The organism is Streptomyces sp. NPDC104202 (genome assembly GCF_055584185.1).
On the sequence record NZ_JBVJMN010000048.1, the window covers coordinates 35430 to 59297 of the forward strand.

General features: G+C 72.0%; 24 protein-coding genes. 8 read left to right on the top strand and 16 right to left on the bottom strand.

All coding sequences use genetic code 11. From position 1 onward, the window contains the following. Window positions 1–15: 15 nt before the first annotated feature. Window positions 16–1470, bottom strand: a complete 1455-nt coding sequence (locus ACZ60W_RS26785; protein WP_469757933.1) for a hypothetical protein — start codon at window positions 1468–1470, stop codon at window positions 16–18. A gap of 209 nt (window positions 1471–1679) precedes the next feature. Here ACZ60W_RS26785 and ACZ60W_RS26790 point away from each other — a divergent pair, with 209 nt between their 5' ends. Further along, complete coding sequence (locus tag ACZ60W_RS26790) at window positions 1680–3515, top strand: endonuclease/exonuclease/phosphatase family protein (protein WP_469757934.1); 1836 nt, start codon at window positions 1680–1682, stop codon at window positions 3513–3515. A 12-nt stretch (window positions 3516–3527) separates the two neighbouring features. Here the strand turns inward: ACZ60W_RS26790 and ACZ60W_RS26795 are convergent, their stop codons facing one another. Continuing rightward, complete coding sequence (locus tag ACZ60W_RS26795) at window positions 3528–4241, bottom strand: antibiotic biosynthesis monooxygenase (protein WP_469757935.1); 714 nt, start codon at window positions 4239–4241, stop codon at window positions 3528–3530. A 96-nt stretch (window positions 4242–4337) separates the two neighbouring features. Here ACZ60W_RS26795 and ACZ60W_RS26800 point away from each other — a divergent pair, with 96 nt between their 5' ends. Then, window positions 4338–4781, top strand: a complete 444-nt coding sequence (locus ACZ60W_RS26800) for a GNAT family N-acetyltransferase (RefSeq protein ID WP_469757936.1) — start codon at window positions 4338–4340, stop codon at window positions 4779–4781. Between the two features lie 136 nt (window positions 4782–4917). Next, window positions 4918–5802 (top strand): 4-hydroxy-tetrahydrodipicolinate synthase, encoded by an 885-nt coding sequence (dapA, locus tag ACZ60W_RS26805; protein ID WP_469757937.1) that lies wholly within the window; start codon window positions 4918–4920, stop codon window positions 5800–5802. Window positions 5803–5887: 85 nt separating this feature from the next. Here dapA and dapD read toward each other — a convergent pair whose 3' ends face one another. From dapD to ACZ60W_RS26820, 3 genes are all read right to left on the bottom strand, one after another. Next, window positions 5888–6871, bottom strand: a complete 984-nt coding sequence (dapD, locus tag ACZ60W_RS26810) for a 2,3,4,5-tetrahydropyridine-2,6-dicarboxylate N-succinyltransferase (protein WP_469757938.1) — start codon at window positions 6869–6871, stop codon at window positions 5888–5890. Between the two features lie 150 nt (window positions 6872–7021). After that, window positions 7022–7591 carry a TetR/AcrR family transcriptional regulator gene (locus ACZ60W_RS26815; RefSeq protein WP_469757939.1) on the bottom strand — a complete coding sequence of 190 codons (570 nt, stop codon included), beginning with the start codon at window positions 7589–7591 and terminating at the stop codon, window positions 7022–7024. Continuing rightward, window positions 7591–7998: a DMT family transporter gene (locus tag ACZ60W_RS26820; protein WP_469757940.1), complete on the bottom strand. Its 408-nt coding sequence runs from the start codon at window positions 7996–7998 to the stop codon at window positions 7591–7593. Before ACZ60W_RS26820 ends, ACZ60W_RS26815 begins: the two co-directional genes overlap by 1 nt. On the opposite strand from ACZ60W_RS26820, the gene ACZ60W_RS26825 reads away from it, so the two are divergent. Further along, a complete protein-coding gene (locus ACZ60W_RS26825) occupies window positions 7997–9058 on the top strand; it encodes a DUF7847 domain-containing protein (RefSeq protein ID WP_469757941.1) in 1062 nt (353 codons plus the stop codon). The two genes, ACZ60W_RS26820 and ACZ60W_RS26825, sit on opposite strands and share 2 nt — an antisense overlap. Before the next feature lie 187 nt (window positions 9059–9245). Here the strand turns inward: ACZ60W_RS26825 and ACZ60W_RS26830 are convergent, their stop codons facing one another. The 8 genes from ACZ60W_RS26830 to ACZ60W_RS26865 all read right to left on the bottom strand — a co-directional run bounded on the left by ACZ60W_RS26830 (window position 9246) and on the right by ACZ60W_RS26865 (window position 15792). Then, window positions 9246–9584: a metal-sulfur cluster assembly factor gene (locus ACZ60W_RS26830; RefSeq protein ID WP_360782720.1), complete on the bottom strand. Its 339-nt coding sequence runs from the start codon at window positions 9582–9584 to the stop codon at window positions 9246–9248. Then, window positions 9581–10042 carry a Fe-S cluster assembly sulfur transfer protein SufU gene (sufU, locus tag ACZ60W_RS26835; RefSeq protein WP_250768641.1) on the bottom strand — a complete coding sequence of 154 codons (462 nt, stop codon included), beginning with the start codon at window positions 10040–10042 and terminating at the stop codon, window positions 9581–9583. Before sufU ends, ACZ60W_RS26830 begins: the two co-directional genes overlap by 4 nt. A gap of 10 nt (window positions 10043–10052) precedes the next feature. Continuing rightward, complete coding sequence (locus tag ACZ60W_RS26840) at window positions 10053–11321, bottom strand: cysteine desulfurase (RefSeq protein ID WP_366302065.1); 1269 nt, start codon at window positions 11319–11321, stop codon at window positions 10053–10055. Next, the gene (gene sufC / locus ACZ60W_RS26845; RefSeq protein ID WP_017238623.1) at window positions 11318–12082 is read right to left on the bottom strand and encodes a Fe-S cluster assembly ATPase SufC; all 765 of its coding nucleotides are present in this window, start codon (window positions 12080–12082) and stop codon (window positions 11318–11320) included. The genes ACZ60W_RS26840 and sufC overlap by 4 nt, the downstream gene beginning before the upstream one ends. 7 nt (window positions 12083–12089) lie before the next feature. After that, window positions 12090–12407, bottom strand: coding sequence for a bifunctional 3-phenylpropionate/cinnamic acid dioxygenase ferredoxin subunit (locus ACZ60W_RS26850; protein WP_137990103.1), 318 nt, complete (start codon window positions 12405–12407; stop codon window positions 12090–12092). Next, on the bottom strand, window positions 12407–13588 hold the full coding sequence (gene sufD / locus ACZ60W_RS26855; RefSeq protein ID WP_469757942.1) for a Fe-S cluster assembly protein SufD: 1182 nt from the start codon (window positions 13586–13588) through the stop codon (window positions 12407–12409). Before sufD ends, ACZ60W_RS26850 begins: the two co-directional genes overlap by 1 nt. 66 nt (window positions 13589–13654) lie before the next feature. After that, window positions 13655–15070 (bottom strand): Fe-S cluster assembly protein SufB, encoded by a 1416-nt coding sequence (gene sufB / locus ACZ60W_RS26860; RefSeq protein ID WP_469757943.1) that lies wholly within the window; start codon window positions 15068–15070, stop codon window positions 13655–13657. Then, window positions 15067–15792 (bottom strand): helix-turn-helix transcriptional regulator, encoded by a 726-nt coding sequence (locus tag ACZ60W_RS26865; RefSeq protein WP_469757944.1) that lies wholly within the window; start codon window positions 15790–15792, stop codon window positions 15067–15069. Before ACZ60W_RS26865 ends, sufB begins: the two co-directional genes overlap by 4 nt. 312 nt (window positions 15793–16104) lie before the next feature. Here ACZ60W_RS26865 and ACZ60W_RS26870 point away from each other — a divergent pair, with 312 nt between their 5' ends. The 3 genes from ACZ60W_RS26870 to ACZ60W_RS26880 all read left to right on the top strand — a co-directional run bounded on the left by ACZ60W_RS26870 (window position 16105) and on the right by ACZ60W_RS26880 (window position 18843). Beyond that, window positions 16105–17037, top strand: a complete 933-nt coding sequence (locus tag ACZ60W_RS26870; protein ID WP_469757960.1) for an ABC transporter ATP-binding protein — start codon at window positions 16105–16107, stop codon at window positions 17035–17037. Continuing rightward, window positions 17034–17801, top strand: coding sequence for an ABC transporter permease (locus ACZ60W_RS26875; RefSeq protein ID WP_469757945.1), 768 nt, complete (start codon window positions 17034–17036; stop codon window positions 17799–17801). Before ACZ60W_RS26870 ends, ACZ60W_RS26875 begins: the two co-directional genes overlap by 4 nt. Before the next feature lie 82 nt (window positions 17802–17883). Further along, window positions 17884–18843: a COX15/CtaA family protein gene (locus ACZ60W_RS26880; protein ID WP_469757946.1), complete on the top strand. Its 960-nt coding sequence runs from the start codon at window positions 17884–17886 to the stop codon at window positions 18841–18843. A gap of 67 nt (window positions 18844–18910) precedes the next feature. Here the strand turns inward: ACZ60W_RS26880 and ACZ60W_RS26885 are convergent, their stop codons facing one another. From ACZ60W_RS26885 to ACZ60W_RS26895, 3 genes are all read right to left on the bottom strand, one after another. Continuing rightward, window positions 18911–20023, bottom strand: a complete 1113-nt coding sequence (locus ACZ60W_RS26885; RefSeq protein WP_469757947.1) for an amidohydrolase — start codon at window positions 20021–20023, stop codon at window positions 18911–18913. Between the two features lie 70 nt (window positions 20024–20093). Beyond that, window positions 20094–20414, bottom strand: a complete 321-nt coding sequence (locus tag ACZ60W_RS26890; RefSeq protein WP_469757948.1) for a hypothetical protein — start codon at window positions 20412–20414, stop codon at window positions 20094–20096. Between the two features lie 101 nt (window positions 20415–20515). After that, the gene (locus tag ACZ60W_RS26895; RefSeq protein ID WP_469757949.1) at window positions 20516–21463 is read right to left on the bottom strand and encodes a heme o synthase; all 948 of its coding nucleotides are present in this window, start codon (window positions 21461–21463) and stop codon (window positions 20516–20518) included. A gap of 314 nt (window positions 21464–21777) precedes the next feature. Between ACZ60W_RS26895 and tkt the strand changes: the two genes are divergently transcribed. Beyond that, on the top strand, window positions 21778–23865 hold the full coding sequence (gene tkt / locus ACZ60W_RS26900) for a transketolase (protein ID WP_469757950.1): 2088 nt from the start codon (window positions 21778–21780) through the stop codon (window positions 23863–23865). The last annotated feature ends 3 nt before the right edge of the window (window positions 23866–23868 follow it).

Here is a 23868-nt window from a genome sequence, read left to right on the forward strand (position 1 = left end):
CCCGGGCCCCCGGGGTCAGGCACCCGCGCGGGAGCGGGCCTTGAAGGCGGCCTTGCGGGCCTCCTTCGCGGCCGTCTTGTCGCGGTGCAGCCGGCCCATCGCCTCCAGGACCTCCGCCGTCGCCGGGTGCTCCACCCGCCAGGCGGTCTCGAAGAAGCCGCTGTGGCGGCCGGTCAGGCCCTCGATCAGCTCCTGGAGCTCCTCCAGGTCGCCGTCGGTGCCGAGCTGGGCCGCGATGGTGTCGACGGCCAGCCAGAAGATCATCGCCTCCGAGGGCGCGGGCACGTCCGTCGCGCCCCGCTCGGCGAGCCAGACCCGGGCCAGACCGCCGAGTTCGGGGTCGCCGAGGACCTCCCGCACGGCCGGCTCCGCCTCGGGTCCCACCAGCGAGAGCGTCTGCTGGCAGTGGAGGCGGCGCAGCGGCGACCCGGCGTCGGTGCCCCGGGCGGCGGCCAGCAGCTCGCGCGCGGCGGCGAGGGCGTCGCGGCCGTCGAGCCACGCGGCGGTCTCCTCGCGGGCCGCGCCCTCCGGGTAGCCGGCGATCCCGTCCAGGAGGGCGTCGGCGCCCTTCCCGGCCAGGTCGCCGACGGCGGGCGCGTCCACGCCGGCCTCCAGCATGCGGGCGCGGACGCCGTAGAGGCCGAGCGGGGTGAGCCGGACCATGCCGTACCGGGAGACGTCCTCGTCGTCGATCGGCGGCGCGGGCTCCTCGCCCTCCTCGGCCATCAGGGCCTCGTCGACGGGCCGGTAGGCGACGAGCCCGATCGGTTCGAGGAGCCGGAACTGCTCGTCGAGCCGCATCATCGCGTCGGAGACCTGCTCCAGGACGTCGTCGGTGGGCTCGCCCATGTCGTCGGGGACGACCATCGACGCGGCGAGCGCGGGCAGCGGTACCGGGCCCTCGCCGGCGCCGCCCTCGGTGACGGTCAGCAGGTAGAGGTTGCCGAGGACGCCCTCCAGGAAGTCGGCCTCGACCTCGGGGTCCCAGTCGAGCGCCTCGATGTCGATCTCGCCGTCGTCGCCGACGATCGCGTCCAGGTCGTCGAGGACGGGGGCGACGGCGTCGGCGAAGACGGCGTCGAAGCCGTCCAGCCAGATCGCGAGGACGTCCTGCGGCGAACCGCCGGTGAGCAGCGCGAGGTTCTCGCCGGGTTCGGCGGTGCCGGGGGTCGCGCCCTCCTCGTCCTCGGTGCCGTCCTTCACGTCCACCAGACCGGTGTCGACGGCCAGCCGCCAGGCGTCGCCGGCCAGGATCTCGCCGTCCTCCGCGTCGCCGAGGCCCAGCAGCGCGACGGCTTCGGGGAGTTGGGCGTCGACGAGTTCGCCGCCGGCGTCCACGCGGGTGTCGGGGCCGGCCCAGCGGGCGAGCCGCACCGCGTGGGCGAGGAGGGGGGCGGCCAGGGCGTCCCGCGCCAGCTCCGCGTCCGCACGGAGCCGAACGGGGGGAAGGGTGGGGTGCTCCGCTGACATCTGGGGGGTCTCCTCGACGCGTGCGTGGGTGAAGGTGAAGGGCTCAAAGAGCGGTCCTCAGCGTAGACGCATCCGGGCGCCCGTCCGGCGGTTCACCGGTCCGTCAGCCTTCGTACACCCGTCGACCCTTGACAAGTCCACCGCTCTCGCAAGAGATTGACGCGCGTAGATTCTTCTGCCGATCGTCCAAGCACCCTCGGAGTCCCCTGATGCCTTCCTCCATACCGAGATCCGCCGCGGTCTCCGCCGTCGTCGCGGCCGCCCTCGCCGCCGGTCTGCTGGCGAGCTCGTCCAGCGCCGCGGCGGAGGACGCCGCCGGCGTCCGCATCCACGACATCCAGGGCACGACCCGCGTCTCCCCCCTCGTCGGCAAGCAGGTCACCGGCGTGACGGGCATCGTCACCGGTGTCCGCACCTACGGCTCGCGCGGCTTCTGGATCCAGGACCCGGAGGCGGACGCGGACCCGGCCACCAGCGAGGGCGTGTTCGTCTTCACGAGCTCCGTCCCGACCGTCGCCGTCGGCGACGCCGTCAGCGTGAACGGCACCGTCACCGAGTACGTCCCCGGCGGCCTGACCTCGGGCAACCAGTCGCTGACGCAGCTCTCGAAGCCGGTCGTCACGGTGGTCTCGAAGGACAACCCGGTCCCGGCGCCGGTGACGATCTCGCCCTGGTCGGTCCCCGACGCGTACGCCCCCGAGGGCGACCCGGCCGCCGGCGGCTCCGTCAACGGCCTGACGCTGGACCCGGAGACGTACGCCCTGGACTACTACGAGTCCCTGGAGGGCACCAACGTCCGCGTCGGCTCCTCGCGCGTGGTCGGCGCCACCGACGCGTACGCGGAGCTGTGGGTGACCGTGAAGCCCTGGGAGAACCCCAACCTGCGCGGCGGCACGGTCTACGGCTCCTACGAGTCCCAGAACACCGGCCGGCTCCAGATCCAGTCGCTGACCCCGCTCGCCCAGCAGCCGTTCCCCAAGGCGAACGTCGGCGACCGGCTGTCCGGCTCCACCGAGGGCCCGCTGGACTTCAACCAGTTCGGCGGCTACACGCTGACCGCCCGCACCCTCGGCACGGTCGTCGACCGCGGCCTGGAGCGCGAGACCACGGACAAGCAGCACAAGAACGAGCTGGCCGTGGCGACGTACAACGTCGAGAACCTCGACCCGACCGACCCGCAGGAGAAGTTCGACGCGCTCGCCAAAGCGGTCGTCGAGAACCTCGCCTCGCCCGACATCGTCGCCCTGGAGGAGATCCAGGACAACAACGGCGCCAAGAACGACGGCACCGTCGCCGCCGACCAGACGGTGAAGAAGTTCACCGACGCGATCGTCGCGGCCGGCGGCCCGGCGTACGACTGGCGCTCGGTCGACCCGGAGAACGGCAAGGACGGGGGCGAGCCCGGCGGCAACATCCGTCAGGTCTTCCTCTTCAACCCCGAGCGCGTCTCCTTCACGGACCGCGCCGGCGGCGACGCCACCACCGCCACCGCCGTGACGGGCACCAAGGGCCGCGCCGCGCTGACCCTGTCCCCCGGCCGCATCGACCCGGCCAACGCCGCCTGGGAGGCCAGCCGCAAGCCGCTCGCGGGCGAGTTCGTCTTCCGCGGCCGCACGGTCTTCGTGATCGCCAACCACTTCGGCTCCAAGGGCGGCGACGAGTCCATCGTCTCGCACCACCAGCCGCCGGCCCGCTCCTCCGAGGCGAAGCGACTCCTCCAGGCGCAGGCGGTCAACGCCTTCGTCAAGGACATCGTCACGGTGGAGAAGCAGGCCGACGTCCTCGTCGTCGGCGACATCAACGACTTCGAGTTCTCCGGCACGACCCGAGCGCTGACCGACGGCGGCGCGCTGTACCCGGCCGTGAAGTCGCTGCCGCGCAGCGAGCGCTACTCGTACGTCTACCAGGGCAACAGCCAGGTCCTCGACCAGATCCTGACCAGCCCCGGCGTGCACCACTTCGCGTACGACAGCGTGCACATCAACGCCGAGTTCGCCGACCAGGACAGCGACCACGACCCGCAGGTCCTGCGCTTCCGCCCGTAGGCGCAAGCCCGGTCACACGCCCGCGCTCAGGCTGAGCGCGGGCGTGTACCGCCGCACCCGGCCGCCCGTGAGCGCCGGGTGGCTGCGCACCCGCTCCCACGCCTCGCCCTGCCGGGCCTCGTCCGCCAGCCATTCCTCGTGGGCCCGCTCGCTCTCCCACTCGGCGTAGTTCAGGACCCGGCCGCCGTCGACGGACAGATGGAACTGCCCGCTGATCCCGCCGGACACCCGCCCGGCGGCCGTGTCCCCGTCCAGCGCGGCGAAGACGTCGTCCACCCACGCCTCCCTGCGCCCCTCGCCGGGCCCGTCGAAGTCCGCCTCGACGACCACGACGACCCCGGGCAGCTCCCCGGCGCCCGTCCCGCCGCGGGCCGTGGACCGGTGGACCGGCGCGTACCGGCGCAGTTCCACCCGTTCGATGCCGGGGACGGCCGCGTCGATCTCGGCGTTCCGGTCGTCGCGGTACACGCTGACGAAGTCGTCGTAGGCGCTCTGCCCGGTCCACTGCGAGTAGTGCAGCAGCGTGTCCCCGTCGGTCCCGGCGAGGATGCTGTACGAGAGCAGTCCCAGGTCGGGCCATTCCCTGCGCTCCCAGGCCGCGCGGACGGCCTCGACGGCGGCCCGCTGCCGCTCGGGGGTGCCGACCCGCCAGGTGCTGACGAGGACGGCGCCCACGCCGGGGCGGTGGAGGTCGGGGCGGGCGTCGGGGTGGGCGACGGCGTTCATGCGGGACTCCTTCGACCGTGATCGGCTCGGACCCCTCCACCGTCACACCTCAACCTTGGTCGAGGTCAAGCCCGCTCCCCGTGCGAGACTCGCGCCATGATCCTTCGCCCCGCCACCCGCGCCGAACTGCCCGCCGTCCTCGCCCTGCTCGCCGACGAGGAGCGGGTCGTGGACCCCGCCGCGGTCGCCGTCACCGAGGCGTACGAGCGGGCCTTCGCCGCCATCGCGGGCGACCCGCGCAACGAGATGCTGGTCCTGGTGGACGACGGCCTCGTCGTGGGCTGCCTCCAGGCCACGTACATCCCCGGCCTCGGGAAGGGCGGCGCCGAACGGGCCCTGATCGAGGCGGTCCGGATCAGGGCCGACCGCCGCGGCGGCGGTCTCGGCCGGGAGCTGATGGAACGGGCCGTGACGCGCGCGCGGGAGCGCGGCTGCGCCCTCGTCCAGCTCACCAGCGACAAGCGGCGCACGGACGCCCACCGCTTCTACGCCTCCCTGGGCTTCGCACGCAGCCACGACGGCTTCAAGCGGACGCTCTAGCGAGGCGGCGGCCGGCCCCCGGGCGACCGGGCGCGTGACCCGGCGACCCGGCGACCCGACCGTTCAGCGCTCCTTATCCCTCGAACCAAGAAGGTCTAAGTGGACCTACATGGTCGGATGTGCCCAGACTTGTCGCATGACCCCTGCACGCCCTTTCGGCCGCGCCCTCTGCGCGATGATCACCCCGTTCGCCCCGTCCGGCGCGCTCGACCTCGACGGCGCGGGCGAGCTGGCCGCGCGGCTCGTCGCGGACGGCTGCGACGGCCTGGTCCTCAGCGGGACCACCGGGGAGTCCCCGACCACCACGGACGCCGAGAAGGCCGCGCTCGTCCGCGCGGTGCGGGAGGCGGTCGGTCCCGGGCCGTCCGTCGTCGCGGGCGTCGGGACCGCCGACACCCGGCACACCGCGGAGCTGGCCCGCCATGCCGAACAGGCCGGGGCGGACGGGCTGCTGGTCGTCACCCCGTACTACAGCCGCCCGCCCCAGGCGGCCGTCGAGGCGCACTTCCTGAAGGTCGCCGACGCGACCGGACTGCCGGTCATGGTCTACGACATCCCCGGCCGCACGGGCACCCGCGTCGAGCCCGCGACGATGCGGCGGCTCGCCGCGCACCCGCGGATCGTCGCGGTGAAGGACTGCTCCTACGACCTGCTCGGTTCGGCGCGGGTCATCGCGGAGAGCGGGCTCGCCTACTACTCCGGCTGCGACGAGCTCAACCTGCCGCTGTACGCGGTCGGCGCCGCGGGCTACGTGAGCACGGTCGCCAACGTGGCGCCGCGTGCGATGCGGGCGGTCCTGGACGCCTTCGACGCCGGCGACACCGCCGGGGCGGCCCGTCTCCACGCCCGGACCCTGCCGCTCACCGAGCTGATGATGGCCGCCGGGCTGCCCGGCACGGTCACCGTGAAGGCGATCCTCGGCGGCGCGGTGCGCGAACCGCTGCAGCCCGCCGACCGGGAGACGGCCGACGGGCTGCGGACGGCGCACGAGGCGCTGGTTCAGGCGGAGTCGCCGGTGTGAGCACGGCCGAAGCCGGCCGCGTGCTCCGGGACGTCCGCCGGCGGGTCGCCGGTCCGACGACGGCCCGCGACGCGGGGGCGCCGGATCAGTTGTGGCTGTGCAGGATGTCGTTGAGGCCGCCCCAGACCGCGTTGTTCGGGCGGGCCTCGACGGTGCCGGTGACCGAGTTGCGGCGGAAGAGGATGTTCGAGGCGCCGGAGAGCTCGCGGGCCTTCACGACCTGGCCGTCGGGCATGGTGATCCGGGTGCCGGCGGTGACGTACAGACCGGCCTCGACGACGCACTCGTCGCCCAGCGCGATGCCGACGCCGGCCTCGGCGCCGATCAGGCAGCGCTCGCCGATCGAGATGACGACGTTGCCGCCGCCGGAGAGGGTGCCCATGGTGGAGGCGCCGCCGCCGATGTCGGAGCCGTTGCCGACGACGACGCCGGCGGAGATGCGGCCCTCGACCATGGAGGTGCCGAGGGTGCCGGCGTTGAAGTTGACGAAGCCCTCGTGCATGACGGTGGTGCCGGCGGCGAGGTGGGCGCCGAGGCGGACGCGGTCGGCGTCGGCGACGCGGACGCCGGCGGGCACGACGTAGTCGGTCATGCGGGGGAACTTGTCGATCGAGGTGACCTGGAGGTGCAGGCCCTCGGCGCGGGCGTTCAGCCGCACCTTCTCGACGTCGTCGACGGCGACCGGGCCGAGCGAGGTCCAGGCGACGTTGGCGAGCAGGCCGAAGACGCCGTCCAGGCTCTGGCCGTGCGGCTTGACCAGCCGGTGGCTGAGCAGGTGCAGACGCAGGTAGGCGTCGTGGGCGTCGAGCGGCTTCTCGTCGAGCGAGGAGATCACGGTGCGGACGGCGACCACCTCGACGCCGCGGCGGGCGTCCACGCCGAGGGCCTTGGCGGCGCCCTCGCCGAGGGCGTTCACCGCCTCCTCGGGGGTGAGCCGCTCGGTGCCGGCGGGGCCGGCCGCCTCGGTCAGCTCGGGGGCGGGGAACCAGGTGTCGAGAACGGTGCCGTCGCCGGAGATGGTGGCGAGGCCGGCGGCGACGGCGCCGGTGGTGCGAGGAGCAGTGGTCATGACGGAAAACCTAACGGTCGGCCCCCCGCCCGGGCCAACCGGTCTCAGGTGTCGGGCGAGCCCCTAGGGTGTTCCCACGAACGCGGGGAGGCCCGTCTCGGCGCTTCCTTCAGGCCGACGCGCCGCTTCTCGGCGGGCCCTGTCGCCGCCTCAGGTCCCCGTACCGCCGCCGGCGCCCGCGTCCAGGATCCGGGCCAGGGCGAGCCGCGCGTACTCCTCGTCGTACGCGCCGTCGGTGAGCAGCACCTGGAGGCAGATGCCGTCCATGAGGGCGACGACGGCGCGGGCGGTGACGGGGTCGGTGCGGGAGGCGAGGGCGTCGGTGACGCTCTCGGTCCACTCGGCGGCGACGGGTCTCAGGGCGGGGCGGCGCAGGGCGGCCAGGTAGAGCTCGTACTCCAGCTCCACGCGCGCGCGTTCGCCGCCCAGCCACTCGCCGAGGAGCCGGGCGAGGGCGGTGGCGAGGTCACCCTCCGGCGCGGTGAGGCCCGGGGTCTCGCGCAGCAGCCGGCCGAAGCCCTCGCCGGCCGTGCGCAGCGCGGCGACGAGGAGGTCGTCGAGGGAGGCGAAGTGGTACGTGGTGGAGCCGAGCGGCACGTCGGCCTCGGCGGCGACCGTGCGGTGGCTCAGCCCGGCGATGCCGGACCGTCCGGCCACCCGCAGGGCCGCGTCCACGATCCGCTCGCGCCGTCCGGGGTCGTGGCGCCGCGGGCGCCCCATCAGTGCGCCCCGCCCAGGTTGAGGACGGCGACCCCGGCGATGATGAGGACGATCCCGGCGATCTTGGCGGCGTCGAGGCTCTCGCCGAGGAACAGGAAGCCGATGGCGGCGACGGCGGCGGTGCCGACGCCCGACCAGATGGCGTAGGCGGTGCCGACCTGGAGCGTCTTGAGCGCCTGCGCGAGGAGGGCGAAGGCGATCAGGTAGCCGGCGCCGGTGACCAGCGAGGGCCAGAGCTTGCTGAACCCGTCGCTGTACTTCATCGAGGTGGTGGCGAGGATCTCCGCCGCGATGGCCCCCGCCAGCAGTCCGTAACCCATGTGTACGAGCGTACACACCGATGCGTACACCCGTACGCAAAAAGGCGTACGGGTGTACGCGAGGGGCACCGCTACGGTGTCCCGCATGACGTATCCCCCAGGTCCGCCCTACGGCTACGGCTACGCGCCGCCGCCCCCTCCGCCGAAGCCCGGCGTGATACCCCTGGCCCCGCTCTCGTTCGGCACCGTCCTCAGCGCGGCCTTCGCGACCTTCGGCCGCCACTGGAAGCAGCTGCTCGGCGTGACCGGGGCCGCCTACGGGGCCGCGCTGCTGCTCGTCGGGGCGGCCGTCGGCATCGCGTATGCCGCCGTCGGCGACCTCTTCCCCGCCGTGTTCGACCTGCCGTCGGGCCGGGAACCGGCCTGGGACGACGTCCGCCCACTGATCGTCGCCTTCGTCTGCGTCTGGCTCGCCGCCATGATCGCCATGATCTGCGCGAACGCCGTCGTGGCCGCCGCCTGCCCCGCCGTGGTCCAGGAGGCCGTCCTCGGCCGGCCCACGACCTTCGGCGCGGTCTGGCGCCGCGCCTGGTCCCGGATGCCGGCGGTGCTGGGCACGGTCATGCTGACCAGCCTGCTCCTGCTGATCCCGGTGGCGCTCGTCCTCGTGGCCTTCGCCGGCACCTTCGCCGCGCTGCTCTCGGCGACGGCCGACTCGGACCCGCCGGACAGCGGCCTGTGGGTGATCCCGCTGGTCGCGGTCCTCCTGGCCCTGCTCATCGCCCCGCTCGCGGCCTGGATCTGGGTGAAGTTCAGCCTCGCCCCGGCGGCGGCGGTCGTGGAGGGCCAGGGCGCCGTCGCCTCGATGCGCCGCTCGTCGTCCCTGGTCCACGGCTCCTGGTGGCGGCTGTTCGGCTGCCTGCTCGCCATCGGCGCCATGGCGTCGTTCGCCGGCTGGCTGATCCAGCAGCTGCTCTCCGCGCTGGTCACGGCTCCCATGGCGGCCACCGACTTCTCCGGCGACGACCCCGGCGCCCTGATCGCGTCCTTCGCGGTCCTCTTCGGCTTCCTCGCCGTGGGCCAGCTCGTCAGCCAGGCGGTCGTCTCCCTCTTCCCGCCGCTGGTCGCCTCCCTGCTCTACGTCGACCAGCGCATACGCAAGGAGAACCTGGGCCCGGAACTCGCCCGGGCCGCCGGCCTCCTCTAGGCCGACCCCGTCGGACCGAGGCCGTCCCCGCGGACCCAGGCCATATCCGCGGACCCAGGCCGTACCCACGTACCGAGGCCGACCCCGCGGATTCCGCCCGACCCGCGCCGGCACGACCGCGGTGCACGGGCCCCGACACGCGAAACGGCCGTGCCCCGAAGGGCACGGCCGTTCTCCCGCGGACGGGTCAGACGTTGAAGCCGAGCGCGCGCAGCTGCTCGCGGCCGTCGTCCGTGATCTTGTCCGGGCCCCACGGCGGCATCCAGACCCAGTTGATCTTCAGCTCGTTGACGATGCCGTCCGTCGCGGACTTCGCCTGGTCCTCGATCACGTCGGTCAGCGGACAGGCCGCCGACGTCAGCGTCATGTCCAGCGTCGCGATGTTCGCGTCGTCGATGTGGATGCCGTAGATGAGGCCCAGGTTGACGACGTCGATGCCCAGCTCGGGGTCGACGACGTCGTACAGCGCCTCGCGGACTTCTTCCTCGGAGGCCGGCTTCATCGTGGCCTCGGCGTTCTCGGTCATGCCGACTTCCTCTCCGCGTCGCCCAGCGCCTGGGCGGTCGCGTCCTTCCACGCCATCCAGCTGAGCAGCGCGCACTTCACACGGGCCGGGTACTTCGAGACTCCGGCGAACGCGACCGCGTCCTCCAGGATCTCCTCCATCGCGTCGTCGGGCTCGATCTGGCCCTTGGACTGCATCAGCTCCAGGAAGGTGCCCTGGATCCGCTGCGCCTCGGCCAGCTCCTTGCCGACGAGCAGCTCGTTGAGGACGGACGCCGAGGCCTGGCTGATCGAACAGCCCTGGCCCTCGTACGACACGTCCTCGATGCGCGAGCCGTCGTACTTCACGCGGAGCGTGATCTCGTCGCCGCACGTCGGGTTGACGTGGTGCACCTCGGCGTCGCCGTCCCGAAGACCGCGCCCGTGCGGGTGCTTGTAGTGGTCCAGGATGACGTCCTGGTACATCGAATCCAGCTTCACGAGCCGTCCCCTAGCCGAAGAAGTTCCGTACGTGCTCCAGACCCTCGACCAAGGCGTCGACCTCGGCCGGAGTGGAGTACAGATAGAACGACGCCCGCGTGGTCGCAGGAATTCCGTACCGCAGGCAGACCGGCCGCGCGCAGTGGTGGCCGACCCGGACGGCGATGCCCTGCTCGTCGAGTACCTGGCCCACGTCGTGCGGGTGGATGTCGCCCAGCGTGAAGGAGATCGCCGCGCCGCGGTCCTCGGCCGTGGTGGGGCCGATGATCCGCAGGTCCGGAACCTCCTGGAGGCGCCGGACGGCGTACTCGGTGATCGCGTGCTCGTGGCGCGCGATGTTCTCCATGCCGATCGCCGACAGGTAGTCCACGGCCGCGCCGAGGCCGACGGCCTGGGCGATCGGGGGCGTGCCCGCCTCGAACTTGTGCGGGGCCGGCGCGTACGTCGAGGAGTGCATCGACACGGTCTCGATCATCTCGCCGCCGCCGAGGAAGGGCGGGAGGTCCTCCAGGAGTTCCTGCCGTCCCCACAGCACGCCGATGCCGGTCGGGCCGCACATCTTGTGGCCGGTGAAGGCCACGAAGTCGGCCTGGAGCGCCTGCACGTCCAGGACCATGTGCGGGGCCGCCTGGGAGGCGTCGATGCAGACGAGCGCACCGACCTCCTGGGCGCGGCGGATGATGGTCTCCACCGGGTTGACCGTGCCCAGCAGGTTCGAGACCAGCGTGAACGAGACGATCTTGGTCTTCTCGGTGATGACCTCCTCGATGTTCGAGAGGTCGAGACGGCCGTCGTCGGTGAGGCCGAACCACTTCAGCTTCGCGCCCGTGCGCTGCGAGAGCAGCTGCCACGGCACGATGTTGGAGTGGTGCTCCATCTCCGTGATGGCGATCTCGGTCTCGTGGTCCACGCGGTAGGGCTCCTCGGCCCAGCCCAGCATGTTGGCCACGAGGTTGAGCGACTCCGAGGCGTTCTTGGTGAAGATCACCTCGTCGCGGCTCGGCGCGTTGATGAAGGCCGCGACCTTGTCACGGGCGCCTTCGTAGAGCGCCGTCGCCTCCTCGGCGACCGTGTAGACGCCGCGGTGGACGTTGGCGTTGTGGCGCTCGTAGTACGTGTTGAGCGCGTCGAGGACCTGCCGCGGCTTCTGCGAGGTCGCAGCGGAGTCGAGGTACACGATCTTCTTGCCGTCGTGGACCACGCGATCCAGGAGCGGGAAGTCCTTGCGGATCGCCTCGGTGTCGAGGAGGCCGGAGAGCCCCTGATGGGCAGAAGTCACGCGGACGCGCCACCCTTCACGTACTTGTCGTAGCCCTCGTTCTCCAGCTGGTCGGCGAGCTCGGCGCCGCCGGACTCGGCGATGCGGCCGTTCGCGAAGACGTGCACGAAGTCGGGCTTGATGTAGCGCAGGATGCGCGTGTAGTGCGTGATCAGCAGGGTGCCGACCTCGCCCGTCTCGCGCACGCGGTTGACGCCCTCGGAGACGATGCGGAGCGCGTCGACGTCGAGGCCGGAGTCGGTCTCGTCGAGGATCGCGATCTTCGGCTTGAGGAGCTCCAGCTGCAGGATCTCGTGGCGCTTCTTCTCACCGCCGGAGAAGCCCTCGTTCACGTTGCGCTCGGCGAAGGCCGGGTCCATCTGGAGCTGCTCCATCGCGGACTTGACCTCCTTCACCCAGGTGCGCAGCTTGGGCGCCTCGCCGCGGACGGCCGTGGCGGAGGTGCGCAGGAAGTTGGAGACCGAGACGCCGGGGACCTCGACCGGGTACTGCATGGCGAGGAAGACGCCGGCGCGGGCGCGCTCGTCGACCGACATCTCCAGGACGTCCTCACCGTCGAGGGTGACGGTGCCGCCGGTGACCGTGTACTTCGGGTGGCCTGCGAGGGAGTACGCCAGGGTCGACTTGCCGGAGCCGTTGGGGCCCATGACGGCGTGGGTCTCGCCCTGCTTGATGGTCAGGTCGACGCCCTTGAGGATCTCGCGGGGACCGTTCTCCGCCTCGACGGAGACGTGCAGGTCGTGGATTTCAAGCGTAGCCATGGGTGACTCAGGACTCCTGGGTGACGGAGACGAGCACATCGTCCCCTTCGATCTTTACGGGGTATACGGGGACGGGGCGCGTCGCGGGCAGGCCCGAGGGCTTGCCGGTGCGCAGGTCGAAGCTGGAGCCGTGCAGCCAGCACTCGATGGAGCAGTCCTCGACCTCGCCCTCCGAGAGGGAGACGTTCGCGTGCGAGCAGATGTCGTTGATCGCGAACACCTCGCCCTCGGTGTGCACGAGGGAGACGGGCGTGCCGTCCACCTCGACCCGCTTGGGGGTGTCGGTCTCCAGCTCGCTCAGCGCGCAGACTCGGACGAAGGCCATCAGACGGAGGCCTCCAGCTCGGCCTCGATCTTGGCGATCAGGCGCTCCTGGACGTCGGGCAGGCCGATCTGCTGGACCAGCTCGGCGAAGAAGCCGCGGACGACGAGGCGGCGGGCCTCGGCCTCCGGGATGCCGCGGGCCATCAGGTAGAAGAGCTGCTCGTCGTCGAAGCGGCCGGTGGCCGAGGCGTGACCGGCGCCGGCGATCTCGCCGGTCTCGATCTCCAGGTTCGGCACGGAGTCGACCCGGGCACCGTCCGTGAGGACCAGGTTCCGGTTGAGCTCGTACGTGTCGGTGCCCTCGGCGGCGGCCTGGATGAGCACGTCGCCGATCCAGACGGCGTGCGCGTCCTGGCCCTGCAGCGCGCCCTTGTAGGCCACGTTGGACTTGCAGTGCGGGGTGTTGTGGTCGACCAGCAGGCGGTGCTCCTGGTGCTGGCCGGCGTCGGTGAAGTACAGGCCGAAGAGCTCGGCCTCGCCGCCCGGAGCCGCGTAGGCGACCCGCGGGTGGATGCGGACGACGTCGCCGCCGAAGGTGACGACGACCGACTTGAAGGAGGCGTCGCGGCCGACCAGCGCGTTGTGCTGGGCGACGTGGACGGCGTTCTCGTCCCAGTCCTGGACGGAGACGACCGTCAGCTTGGCGCCGTCGCCGAGGACGTAGTCGACGTTGGCGGCGAGGACGGCGTCACCGGTGTGGTCGATGACCACGACGGCCTCGGCGAAGGCGCCGAGCTCGATGACCTGGTGGCCGAAGGCGACCCCGCCGACGCCGTGCACCGCGATGCGGATCGGCTCGGTGAGGACGGCCTCCTTGGCGACGGTGACGACCGAGGCCTTCTCGAAGGACGTGTACGCCTGGGCGGCGACGCGGTCGACGGGCGTGCCGGCCTTGCCGAGGCGCTGGTCCTCGCGGCCGACGGTCTCCACGGTGACGCCCTCGGGGGCCTCGATCTCGACCTTGACGCCCTCGCCGGAGGCGACCGCGGTGCCGTCGTGGAGGCCGCGCAGACGCGCCAGCGGCGTGAAGCGCCACTCCTCTTCACGGCCGTGCGGGACGGGGAAGTCCGCGACGTCGAAGGACGGGGGCGCGCTCATGCGCGTGGCGACGGTGGACTCTGCGGCCACCGCGATCGAGCCGGCGGTGGTGGAGCCCGCCGGGATGTACTGAGCCTCAGCCATGGCTGTCGTGTTGCTCTCTTCCTGCGTCAAAAGAAAATCGGTCGCTGCGTGGGGTGGGGCGGGCTCCTAGCCGACCGCGCCTTCCATCTGCAGCTCGATCAGCCGGTTGAGCTCCAGGGCGTATTCCATCGGCAGCTCCTTGGCGATGGGCTCGACGAAGCCTCGAACGATCATCGCCATCGCCTCGAACTCCGTGAGGCCGCGGCTCATCAGGTAGAAGAGCTGGTCCTCGGAGACCTTGGAGACGGTGGCCTCGTGGCCCATGGAGACGTCGTCCTCGCGCACGTCCACGTAGGGGTACGTGTCGGAGCGGGAGATCGTGTCGACGAGCAGCGCGTCGCAGAGGACGTTCGACTTGGCGCCCGGGGCACCCTCGCCGATCTCGATGAGACCGCGGTAGGAGGTGCGGCCGCCGCCTCGCGCCACCGACTTGGAGACGATGTTGGAGGAGGTGTTCGGGGCCATGTGGACCATCTTGGCGCCGGCGTCCTGGTGCTGGCCCTCGCCCGCGAACGCGATGGAGAGGGTCTCGCCCTTGGCGTGCTCGCCCATCAGGTAGACGGCCGGGTACTTCATGGTGACCTTGGAGCCGATGTTGCCGTCGACCCACTCCATGGTGGCGCCCTCGTAGGCGACGGCGCGCTTGGTCACCAGGTTGTAGACGTTGTTCGACCAGTTCTGGATGGTCGTGTAGCGGCAGCGGCCGCCCTTCTTCACGATGATCTCGACGACGGCGCTGTGCAGCGAGTCCGACGAGTAGATCGGGGCGGTGCATCCCTCGACGTAGTGGACGTAGGCGTCCTCGTCGACGATGATCAGCGTCCGCTCGAACTGGCCCATGTTCTCCGTGTTGATGCGGAAGTAGGCCTGGAGCGGGATCTCGACGTGCACGCCCTTCGGCACGTAGATGAAGGAGCCGCCGGACCACACGGCCGTGTTCAGCGAGGCGAACTTGTTGTCGCCGACCGGGATGACGGTGCCGAAGTACTCGCGGAAGAGCTCCTCGTGCTCCTTCAGCGCGGTGTCGGTGTCGACGAAGATGACGCCCTGCTCCTCCAGGTCCTCGCGGATCTGGTGGTAGACGACCTCGGACTCGTACTGGGCCGCGACACCGGCGACGAGGCGCTGCTTCTCCGCCTCGGGGATGCCGAGCTTGTCGTACGTGTTCTTGATGTCCTCCGGCAGGTCCTCCCAGGACTCGGCCTGCTTCTCGGTGGACCGCACGAAGTACTTGATGTTGTCGAAGTCGATGCCGGAGAGGTCGGAGCCCCAGGTCGGCATGGGCTTCTTGCCGAAGAGGCGCAGACCCTTCAGACGGAGCTTCAGCATCCACTCGGGCTCGTTCTTCTTCGAGGAGATGTCGCGGACGACGTCCTCGTTGAGTCCGCGCTTGGCGGCGGCACCGGCAGTGTCGGAGTCGGCCCAGCCGTACTCGTACCGACCCAGGCCCTCAAGCTCGGGGTGGCTGATCTCGGTGGTCATGCGGGGTTCCTCCCGGCCGTGCTGACAGATGCTGATGACGTGGTCTGCGGGGCGCTGTGCGGGATGAACGTGGTGCAGACGCCGTCACCATGCGCGATGGTGGCCAGACGCTGGACGTGCGTTCCCAGGAGGCGGGAGAAGAATTCCGTCTCCGCCTCACACAGCTGGGGGTACTGCTCGGCGACGTGGGCGACCGGGCAGTGGTGCTGGCAGAGCTGCTCGCCGACCGGCGCGTTCCGCGCAGTGGCAGCGTACCCGTCCGCCGTCAGGGCCTTGGCCAGCGCCTCGGTCCGTCCGGCGGGATCGGCCGCCTCGACGGCCTCGCGGTAGGCGCCCGCCTGGGCCTCGATGCGGTCGCGGGCGAAGGCGGCGACGGCCGCCTCGCCTCCGGCGTTCCGCTCGATCCAGCGGAGCGCCTCGACGGCGAGCGAGTCGTAGGACTGGTCGAAGGCGTCCCTGCCGCAGTCGGTGAGCGCGAAGACCTTCGCGGGGCGGCCGCGGGCGCGGGTCCCGTAGACGCGCTTCTCACGGGCCTCGACGACGTTCTCTGCGACCAGCGAGTCGAGGTGGCGACGGACGGCGGCCTGGGTGAGGCCGAGCCGGTCGGCCAGGTCGGCGACGGTCGACGGGCCGTGGTCCAGGATCGACCGCGCGACCCGGTTGCGCGTCGAGCGCTCACGGGTCGCGAGTTCCTCCACGGGAGCCTCACCGACGTTTTTCACAACGCCATTGTTGCGTAATTAATCGGCGAGTGACAAGCGGCGCCGGAACCGCCGGCGGTGCCGTGCATCACTCAGGTAAGCCTTACCTGACCTGCGAATATGATCATTCGTAGGACGAATCGAGGTCCCGCGGAGGACGTCTCCCGGCCACGTCCGCGCAGGCCACAGGGGTCCCCGCGCGCACCGGGACGCCGCCACGCACCGCTCCCCGGACGCGGTGCGCGCACCCGGCCGGAGGCGCCGGCCGGCGGCGCCCGGGCCCCGCGCCGGGAGGGCCCCCGCGCCCTCTCTAGACTTCCCGTCATGCGCGGGATGTCCACACAGAGCGAGTCCGTCGTCCAGGTCAGGGGCCTGGTCAAGCGGTACGGAGCCAAGACCGCCGTCGACGGCCTCGACCTCGACGTGCGGGCGGGCACCGTCACCGCCGTCCTCGGCCCCAACGGCGCCGGCAAGACCACCACCGTCGAGACCTGCGAGGGATACCGCAGGCCCGACGGCGGCACCGTCCGCGTCCTCGGCCTCGACCCCGTCGCCGACGCGGCCGCCCTGCGCCCCCGGATCGGCGTGATGCTCCAGTCCGGCGGGGTCTACTCCGGCGCCCGGGCCGACGAGATGCTCCGCCACATGGCGAAGCTGCACGCCCACCCGCTCGACGTGGACGCCCTCGTCGAGCGGCTCGGCCTCGGCTCCTGCGGCCGTACGACCTACCGGCGCCTCTCCGGCGGCCAGCAGCAGCGCCTCGCGCTCGCCATGGCCGTCGTCGGCCGCCCCGAGCTGGTCTTCCTCGACGAGCCGACCGCGGGCCTCGACCCGCAGGCCCGCCGGGCCACCTGGGAACTGGTCCGCGAGCTCCGCACCGACGGCGTCACCGTGGTCCTCACCACCCACTTCATGCAGGAGGCCGAGGAGCTCGCCGACGACGTCGCCATCGTCGACGCCGGCCGGGTCGCCGCCCAGGGCAGCCCCGAGCAGCTCTGCCGCGGCGGCGCCGAGAACACCCTCCGCTTCACCGGACGCCCCGGCCTCGACCTCGGCTCCCTGCTGAAGGCGCTGCCCGACGGCACCGCCGCCGCGGAACCGCTCCCCGGCACCTACCGGGTCACCGGCGCCGTGGACCCCCAGCTGCTCGCCACGGTGACCACCTGGTGCGCCCAGCACGACGTGATGCCCGGGGGCATCTCCGTCGAGCGCCACACCCTCGAAGACGTCTTCCTCGAACTGACGGGCAAGGAACTGCGGTCGTGAGCACTGGCACCTACACCCCCCGGCCGGGAGCCGCCCCCGTCGGCCGGATGATCGCCGCGCAGGCCGCCCTGGAGACCAGGATGCTGCTGCGCAACGGCGAGCAGCTGCTGCTGACGGTGATCATCCCGTCGCTCCTGCTGGTCCTGTTCTCCACCGTCGACATCGTCGACACCGGCGCCGGCGAGGCCGTCGACTTCCTCGCCCCCGGCGTCCTGGCGCTCGCGGTGCTCTCCACCGCCTTCACCGGCCAGGCCATCGCGACCGGCTTCGAGCGGCGGTACGGGGTGCTCAAGCGGCTCGGCGCCTCGCCGCTCCCCCGCTGGGCGCTGATGACCGCCAAGACGCTCGCCGTGCTGGTGACCGAGGTGCTCCAGGTCGCGCTCCTGACCGCGATCGCCCTGGCGCTCGGCTGGTCCCCGCAGGGCGACCCCTTCTCGGTCGCGCTGCTCCTGGTCCTGGGCACCGCCGCCTTCTCCGGCCTCGGCCTGCTGATGGCGGGCACCCTCCGGGCGGAGGCCACCCTGGCCGCCGCGAACCTGGTCTTCCTGCTGCTCCTGGTGGGCGGCGGGGTCATCGTGCCGCTGGACCGGTTCCCGGAGCCGGCCCGCGCGGTCCTGGAGCTGCTGCCGATCTCCGCCCTCTCGGACGGCCTGCGGGACGTCCTCCAGCACGGCGCCGCGCTGCCCTGGGGCGACGCGCTGGTCCTGGCGGTCTGGGCGGTCCTGGGCCTCGGGGCGGCCGCGAGGTTCTTCCGCTGGGAATAGCCGAAGCGGTTCAGAGGGTGACGTTTCCCGACAAGGCACCCCCTCGTGAAAGCGTGCACAAGCCCCCGCCTACGATGGGCCCGTGCTGACCCCCCTCGCCTCCCTCGCCAAGCGCTGGACCCCGTCCCCCCGGACGCTCCGGCGCGCCGCGCTCTCCGCCGTCGTGATGAGCGTCCTCATCATCGTCACGGGCGGCGCGGTCCGGCTGACCGGTTCCGGTCTCGGCTGCGACACCTGGCCGAAGTGCACGGACGACAGCCTCATCGTGACGCCCGAGCAGGGCTACCGCGGCGTCATCGAGTTCGGCAACCGGATGCTGACCTACGTCCTGTCGGCGGCCGTCGGCTGGGCCATCGTCGCCGCCCGGTGCACCAAGCCGTGGCGCCGGAACCTGACCCGCTGGGCCTGGGCGCAGTTCTGGATCGTGATGAGCAACGCCGTGATCGGCGGCATCACGGTGTGGATGGGCCTCAACCCGTGGACGGTGGCCGGCCACTTCCTCGCCGCGAACTCCCTCCTCACGGTGGCGGTCATCACCTGGCACCGGACCGGCGAGGGCGACACCGCCCCCCGGCCGCGCGCGCCCCGTCCGGTCCGCAAGCTGTCCTGGGCGATCACCGTCACCTCCGCCCTGCTGATCGTGCTCGGCACGACGGTCACGGGAGCCGGCAAGCACGCCGGTGACAGCAGCGACGTGCCGCGCATGCCGTGGGACTGGACGGACGCCGCCCACGTCCACGCCATCGCCGCCTGGGTCGTCTGCGCCCTCGCGCTGGCGATGTGGCTGGTCCTGCGCGTGGTGGACGCCCCGGTCGACACCCGGGCCCGGGCCCGCGACCTGCTGCTCGTCCTGCTCGCCCAGGGCGCGATCGGCTACGTCCAGTACTTCACCGGCGTCCCCGAGATCCTGGTCGCCGCTCACATGCTCGGCTCCTCGCTGATGTGGATCGCCGTGCTGCGCCTCGCCCTGAGCCTGCGCGAGCGCCCGCTCCCCACGCCGGAGATCCCGGCTCAGGCCGACTCCGCGCTGGCGTCCGCCTGAGCCCTCCCCGAACCGTCCGCGTCCGCCCGCACCCCGCCTCCGCGCGGGGTGCGGGCGGTTTCGGCCGCTACCGGCGGGGCCCGTCGGCGGCTCCGAGCCGGTAGACGCGCCGGGCGTTGTCGGCGGCGATCATGGCGGCGACGCGCCGTGCGTCCGTACGGGACCAGGCGCCGTCGGCGACCCAGCCCCCGAGCACCCGGGCGAGCGCCGCCCGGAAGGTGCTCGCGGCGACCACGTGGAGCTCGGGCAGGGCGTGGGCGCCGCTGGAGAAGAGCAGCTTGCCGAACGGCGCCCGCTCCAGGACCTCGGCGAGGGCGTCCGCCGCCCGGGCGCCGGTGTGGGCGAGGACGGGGCCGAGGTCGGCGTACACGTGCGCGTGGACCCCGGTCAGCCGGACCGCCTCGCGGTGGTACGGGTGGGCGTGCAGCAGCACGAGGTCGGTGCCGAGCCCGGCGGTGGCGGCGGCGAAGCCGGCGACGGCCGCCGGATCGCGGTCCCCGGTGTGCAGCTGGAGGGGGCGTCCGGCGGTGACGGCCGTCCAGAGCAGGTGGCGCAGCAGGACGGGGTCGGTGAGCCGGCCGCCGGCCGGGCGCGCGGCCAGCCAGCGGCCCGCGGCACCGCGGACCTCACGGGGTCCGGGCGCGTCCCAGGTGTGGGCCAGGCCGTGGCGCGCGCCGGCGGCGGAGGCCAGGGCCGCGGCTCCGGCGGCGGCCGCGTGGACGGCTTCGGCGAGGTTGGCGAGGAAGCCCTCGACGGTCCCGGACGTGTCGGCGACCTGTTCGGCGAGGGGTTCGAGGCGGACGATCTCGTGGGCCTCGGCGGCGCCGGCCGCGGCGATCTCGGCCGGCCCGGTGAGGTCGTCGGAGAGCCCCGTGTCGACCAGGTAGGTGGTGATGCCCGAGGCGCGCAGGAGCCGGCGGCCTGACTCGGCGGCCCCGAGCTCACGGCGGCGGGCGAGGTAGCGGGCCGGCGGGCAGTGCGGTTCGAGCCCGAGCAGCGGCGGGCACCAGCGGCGTACGGCGAACCCGGCCTGGGTGTCGAAGAAGGTGGTGCCCGCGGCGGGCAGCGCGGAGGTCCCGCCGAGGTGGGCGCCGAGCCGGGCCTCGAAGGTGCCGAGGCCGAGCTCGGTGCGGAGCACCCCGTGGCAGTACTGGTCGACCAGGCTCGGCGTGTCGATCATCTCGGGGGGCTCCCTGCGTGGACGTGTCTCCACACGTCCTAACGGGTGAGCCCCGCGCGAGGTTGTTGCCTCAGCTGTTCGAGGGGCCGCCGATCTGGATACCGGCCATCCGGGTCCACTCGTACGGGCCGGTGGCGACCTTGGCGGCGAAGTCGCCGTCGAACTCCTCGTGGAGCGTCAGACCGGCCTTCTCGGCGGCTTTGCGCGCGATCTCGTGGGTGGGCGCCACCAGGTCGCCCCAGCCGCCGTCGGTCCCGACGAGCACGATCCGGGTGCCGGCCTGGCCGATGTGCGCGAGGTGTCCCTCGGAGCCGCCGTGCTCCTTGGAGAACGCCCGGATCTCCTTGGCGAGCTTGGCCGCCTTGCGCTCTTCCTGCTTCGTTTCTGCCATGGGAAGGATGCTACCGAGGGGTAGATCGACTGGCGACGGCCGGGCCACGTGGCCTATCCCACGTGACCCGGCCGCCGGCCGGAGCTCTCATACGAGCGGCGCTAGCGCAGGAACGGGTCCACGGCCACGGCCACGAAGAGCAGGGAGACATAGGTGATGGACCAGTGGAAGAGGCGCATCTCCTTGAGCTTCGCGCCGGTGGCGCCGTTCTTGGCGCGCTGGAGCAGCGCGTGCGCCTCCCACAGCCACCAGCCGCCGGTGAGCAGGGCCACCGCGGTGTAGAACCAGCCCGTGTAGCCCAGCGGGGTGAGCAGCAGGGACACGGCGACCATGACCCAGCTGTAGAGCACGATCTGCTTGGCGACGACCTTGTTGGAGGCCAGCACCGGCAGCATCGGCACGCCGGCGCGGGCGTAGTCGTCCTTCACCTTCATCGACAGCGGCCAGTAGTGCGGCGGCGTCCAGAAGAAGATGACGAGGAAGAGGATGACCGCGGCCCACGACATCGAGTTCGTGACCGCCGACCAGCCGATGAGCACCGGCAGGCAGCCGGCGATGCCGCCCCAGACGATGTTCTGCGCGGTGCGCCGCTTCAGGATCATCGTGTAGATCACGACGTAGAAGAGGAGCGCACCGAGCGACAGCGCGGCGGACAGCCAGTTGACGAGCAGCCCGAACCAGAGCGTGGAGACCACCGCGAGGGTGAGTCCGAAGACGAGTCCCTCGCGCGGCGTGAGCACGCCGGTGACCAGCGGCCGCTGGGAGGTGCGGTCCATCAGCGCGTCGATGTCGCGGTCGATGTACATGTTCAGCGCGTTCGCGCCGCCCGCCGACAGGTAGCCGCCGAAGCAGGTGGCGAGCACCAGCCACAGGTCCGGCACGCCCTGCTCGGCGAGGAACATCACCGGCACGGTGGTGATGAGCAGCAGCTCGATGATCCGCGGCTTGGTCAGCGCCACGAATGCCTTGACGCGGGCCCCGAACGGCCGATGGCCCCCCGGGCTGGGAGTCAAGACGACCCCTGCGGGTCGGGACTCGACGGCCGTCACGCACACCCCTGACAGAGAAATTCCCAGCAAGCTCCCCGGATGAAGGCGGGGTGAAGCTTGCGCGTACCACGCCACTGTAGACGTTGCCCAGACGCCGATCTTCGCGGGGGTGGGGTCGTGTTGGAGGGGTACGTCCCAAGGGGTGGACGCCGTTCGAGAGGCGAAGTCGCACACCCGGCGGCAGTCTTGCTGTGTCCGCTCATCTGAGGGGCATGCACACGAAAAGAGGGGCGTTCCGGCGGGGGTAGGCTCGACAACGCCGGTACACCCTCAGTCACCGGCCCAAGACATGTGGAGAGGAGCCCTGACCCAGGGTGAGCACTAAGCCGACCACCACAGACCTCGAGTGGACCGAGTTGGACCAGCGGGCCGTCGACACCGCCCGCATCCTGGCCGCGGACGCCGTACAGAAGGTCGGCAACGGCCATCCCGGTACGGCGATGAGCCTGGCGCCCGCCGCGTACACCCTCTTCCAGAAGGTGATGCGGCACGACCCGGCCGACCCCCAGTGGGTCGGGCGCGACCGGTTCGTCCTCTCCGCCGGCCACTCGTCCCTGACCCTGTACACCCAGCTCTACCTGGGTGGCTTCGGTCTCGAACTGGACGACCTGAAGGCCTTCCGCACCTGGGGCTCCAAGACCCCGGGCCACCCGGAGTACGGTCACACCGCCGCCGTCGAGACGACCACGGGCCCGCTGGGCCAGGGTGTCGCCAACGCCGTGGGCATGGCGATGGCCGCCCGCTACGAGCGCGGTCTGTTCGACCCGGAGGCCGCCCCGGGCACCTCCCCGTTCGACCACCGGATCTACGCGATCGCCGGCGACGGCTGCCTGCAGGAGGGCATCTCCGCCGAGGCGTCCTCGCTCGCCGGCCACCAGAAGCTCGGCAACCTGATCCTGCTGTGGGACGACAACCACATCTCGATCGAGGGCGACACCGAGACGGCCGTGTCCGAGGACACGATGAAGCGGTACGAGGCGTACGGCTGGCACGTCCAGCGCGTCGAGCCGCAGGCCAACGGCGACCTGGACCCGGCCGCGCTCCACACGGCGATCAGGGCCGCCGAGGCCGAGACCGAGCGCCCCTCGTTCATCGCGATGCGCTCGATCATCGCCTGGCCCGCCCCGAACGCGCAGAACACCGAGGCCGCGCACGGCTCGGCGCTCGGCGACGAGGAGATCGCGGCCACCAAGCGCGTCCTGGGCTTCGACCCGGAGCAGACCTTCGAGGTCTCCGACGAGGTCATCGGGCACACCCGGGCGCTCGGCGACCGCGGCCGCGAGGCCCGCGCCGCGTGGGAGAAGTCGCTCGCCGAGTGGCGCACGGCCAACCCGGAGCGCGCCGCGCAGTTCGACCGCATCGAGGCCAACGAGCTGCCGGCGGGCTGGGCCGACAAGCTCCCGGTCTTCGAGCCGGGCAAGGGTGTCGCCACCCGCGCCGCCTCGGGCCAGGTCCTCAAGGCGCTCGGCGCCGTCATCCCCGAGCTGTGGGGCGGCTCGGCCGACCTCGCCGGATCGAACAACACGACGATCGACAAGGACTCGTCCTTCCTTCCCGCGGGCAACCCGCTGCCGGAGGCCGACCCGTACGGCCGCACGATCCACTTCGGCATCCGCGAGCACTCCATGGCCGCGGAGATGAACGGCATCGCGCTGCACGGCAACACGCGCGTCTACGGCGGCACCTTCCTGGTGTTCTCCGACTACATGCGCAACGCCGTCCGGCTCTCCGCGCTGATGCACCTGCCGGTGACGTACGTGTGGACCCACGACTCGATCGGTCTGGGCGAGGACGGCCCGACGCACCAGCCGGTGGAGCACCTGGCCTCGCTGCGTGCGATCCCGGGTCTGAACGTGGTCCGCCCGGCCGACGCCAACGAGACGGCGATCGCCTGGCGCGAGATCATGCAGCGCCACACCAAGGTGTTCGGCAAGGGCGCCCCGCACGGCCTCGCCCTCACCCGTCAGGGCGTGCCGACGTACGCGCCGAACGAGGACACCGTCAAGGGCGGCTACGTGCTCTTCGACGCGGAGGGCGGCGCCGCCCAGGTCGTGCTGATCGCCACGGGCTCCGAGGTCCACCTGGCCGTCGAGGCCCGCGAGCAGCTCCAGGCCGCCGGCGTCCCGACCCGCGTGGTCTCGATGCCGTCCGTGGAGTGGTTCGAGGAGCAGGACCAGGAGTACAAGGACTCCGTCCTCCCGCCGTCGGTCAGGGCCAGGGTCGCCGTCGAGGCCGGCATCGGTCTCACCTGGCACAAGTACGTGGGCGACGCGGGCCGGATCGTCTCCCTGGAGCACTTCGGTGCCTCGGCGGACGCGAAGGTCCTCTTCCGTGAGTTCGGGTTCACCCCCGAGGCGATCGTCGCCGCCGCCCGGGAATCGATCGACGCCGCCGCGCGCTGACGC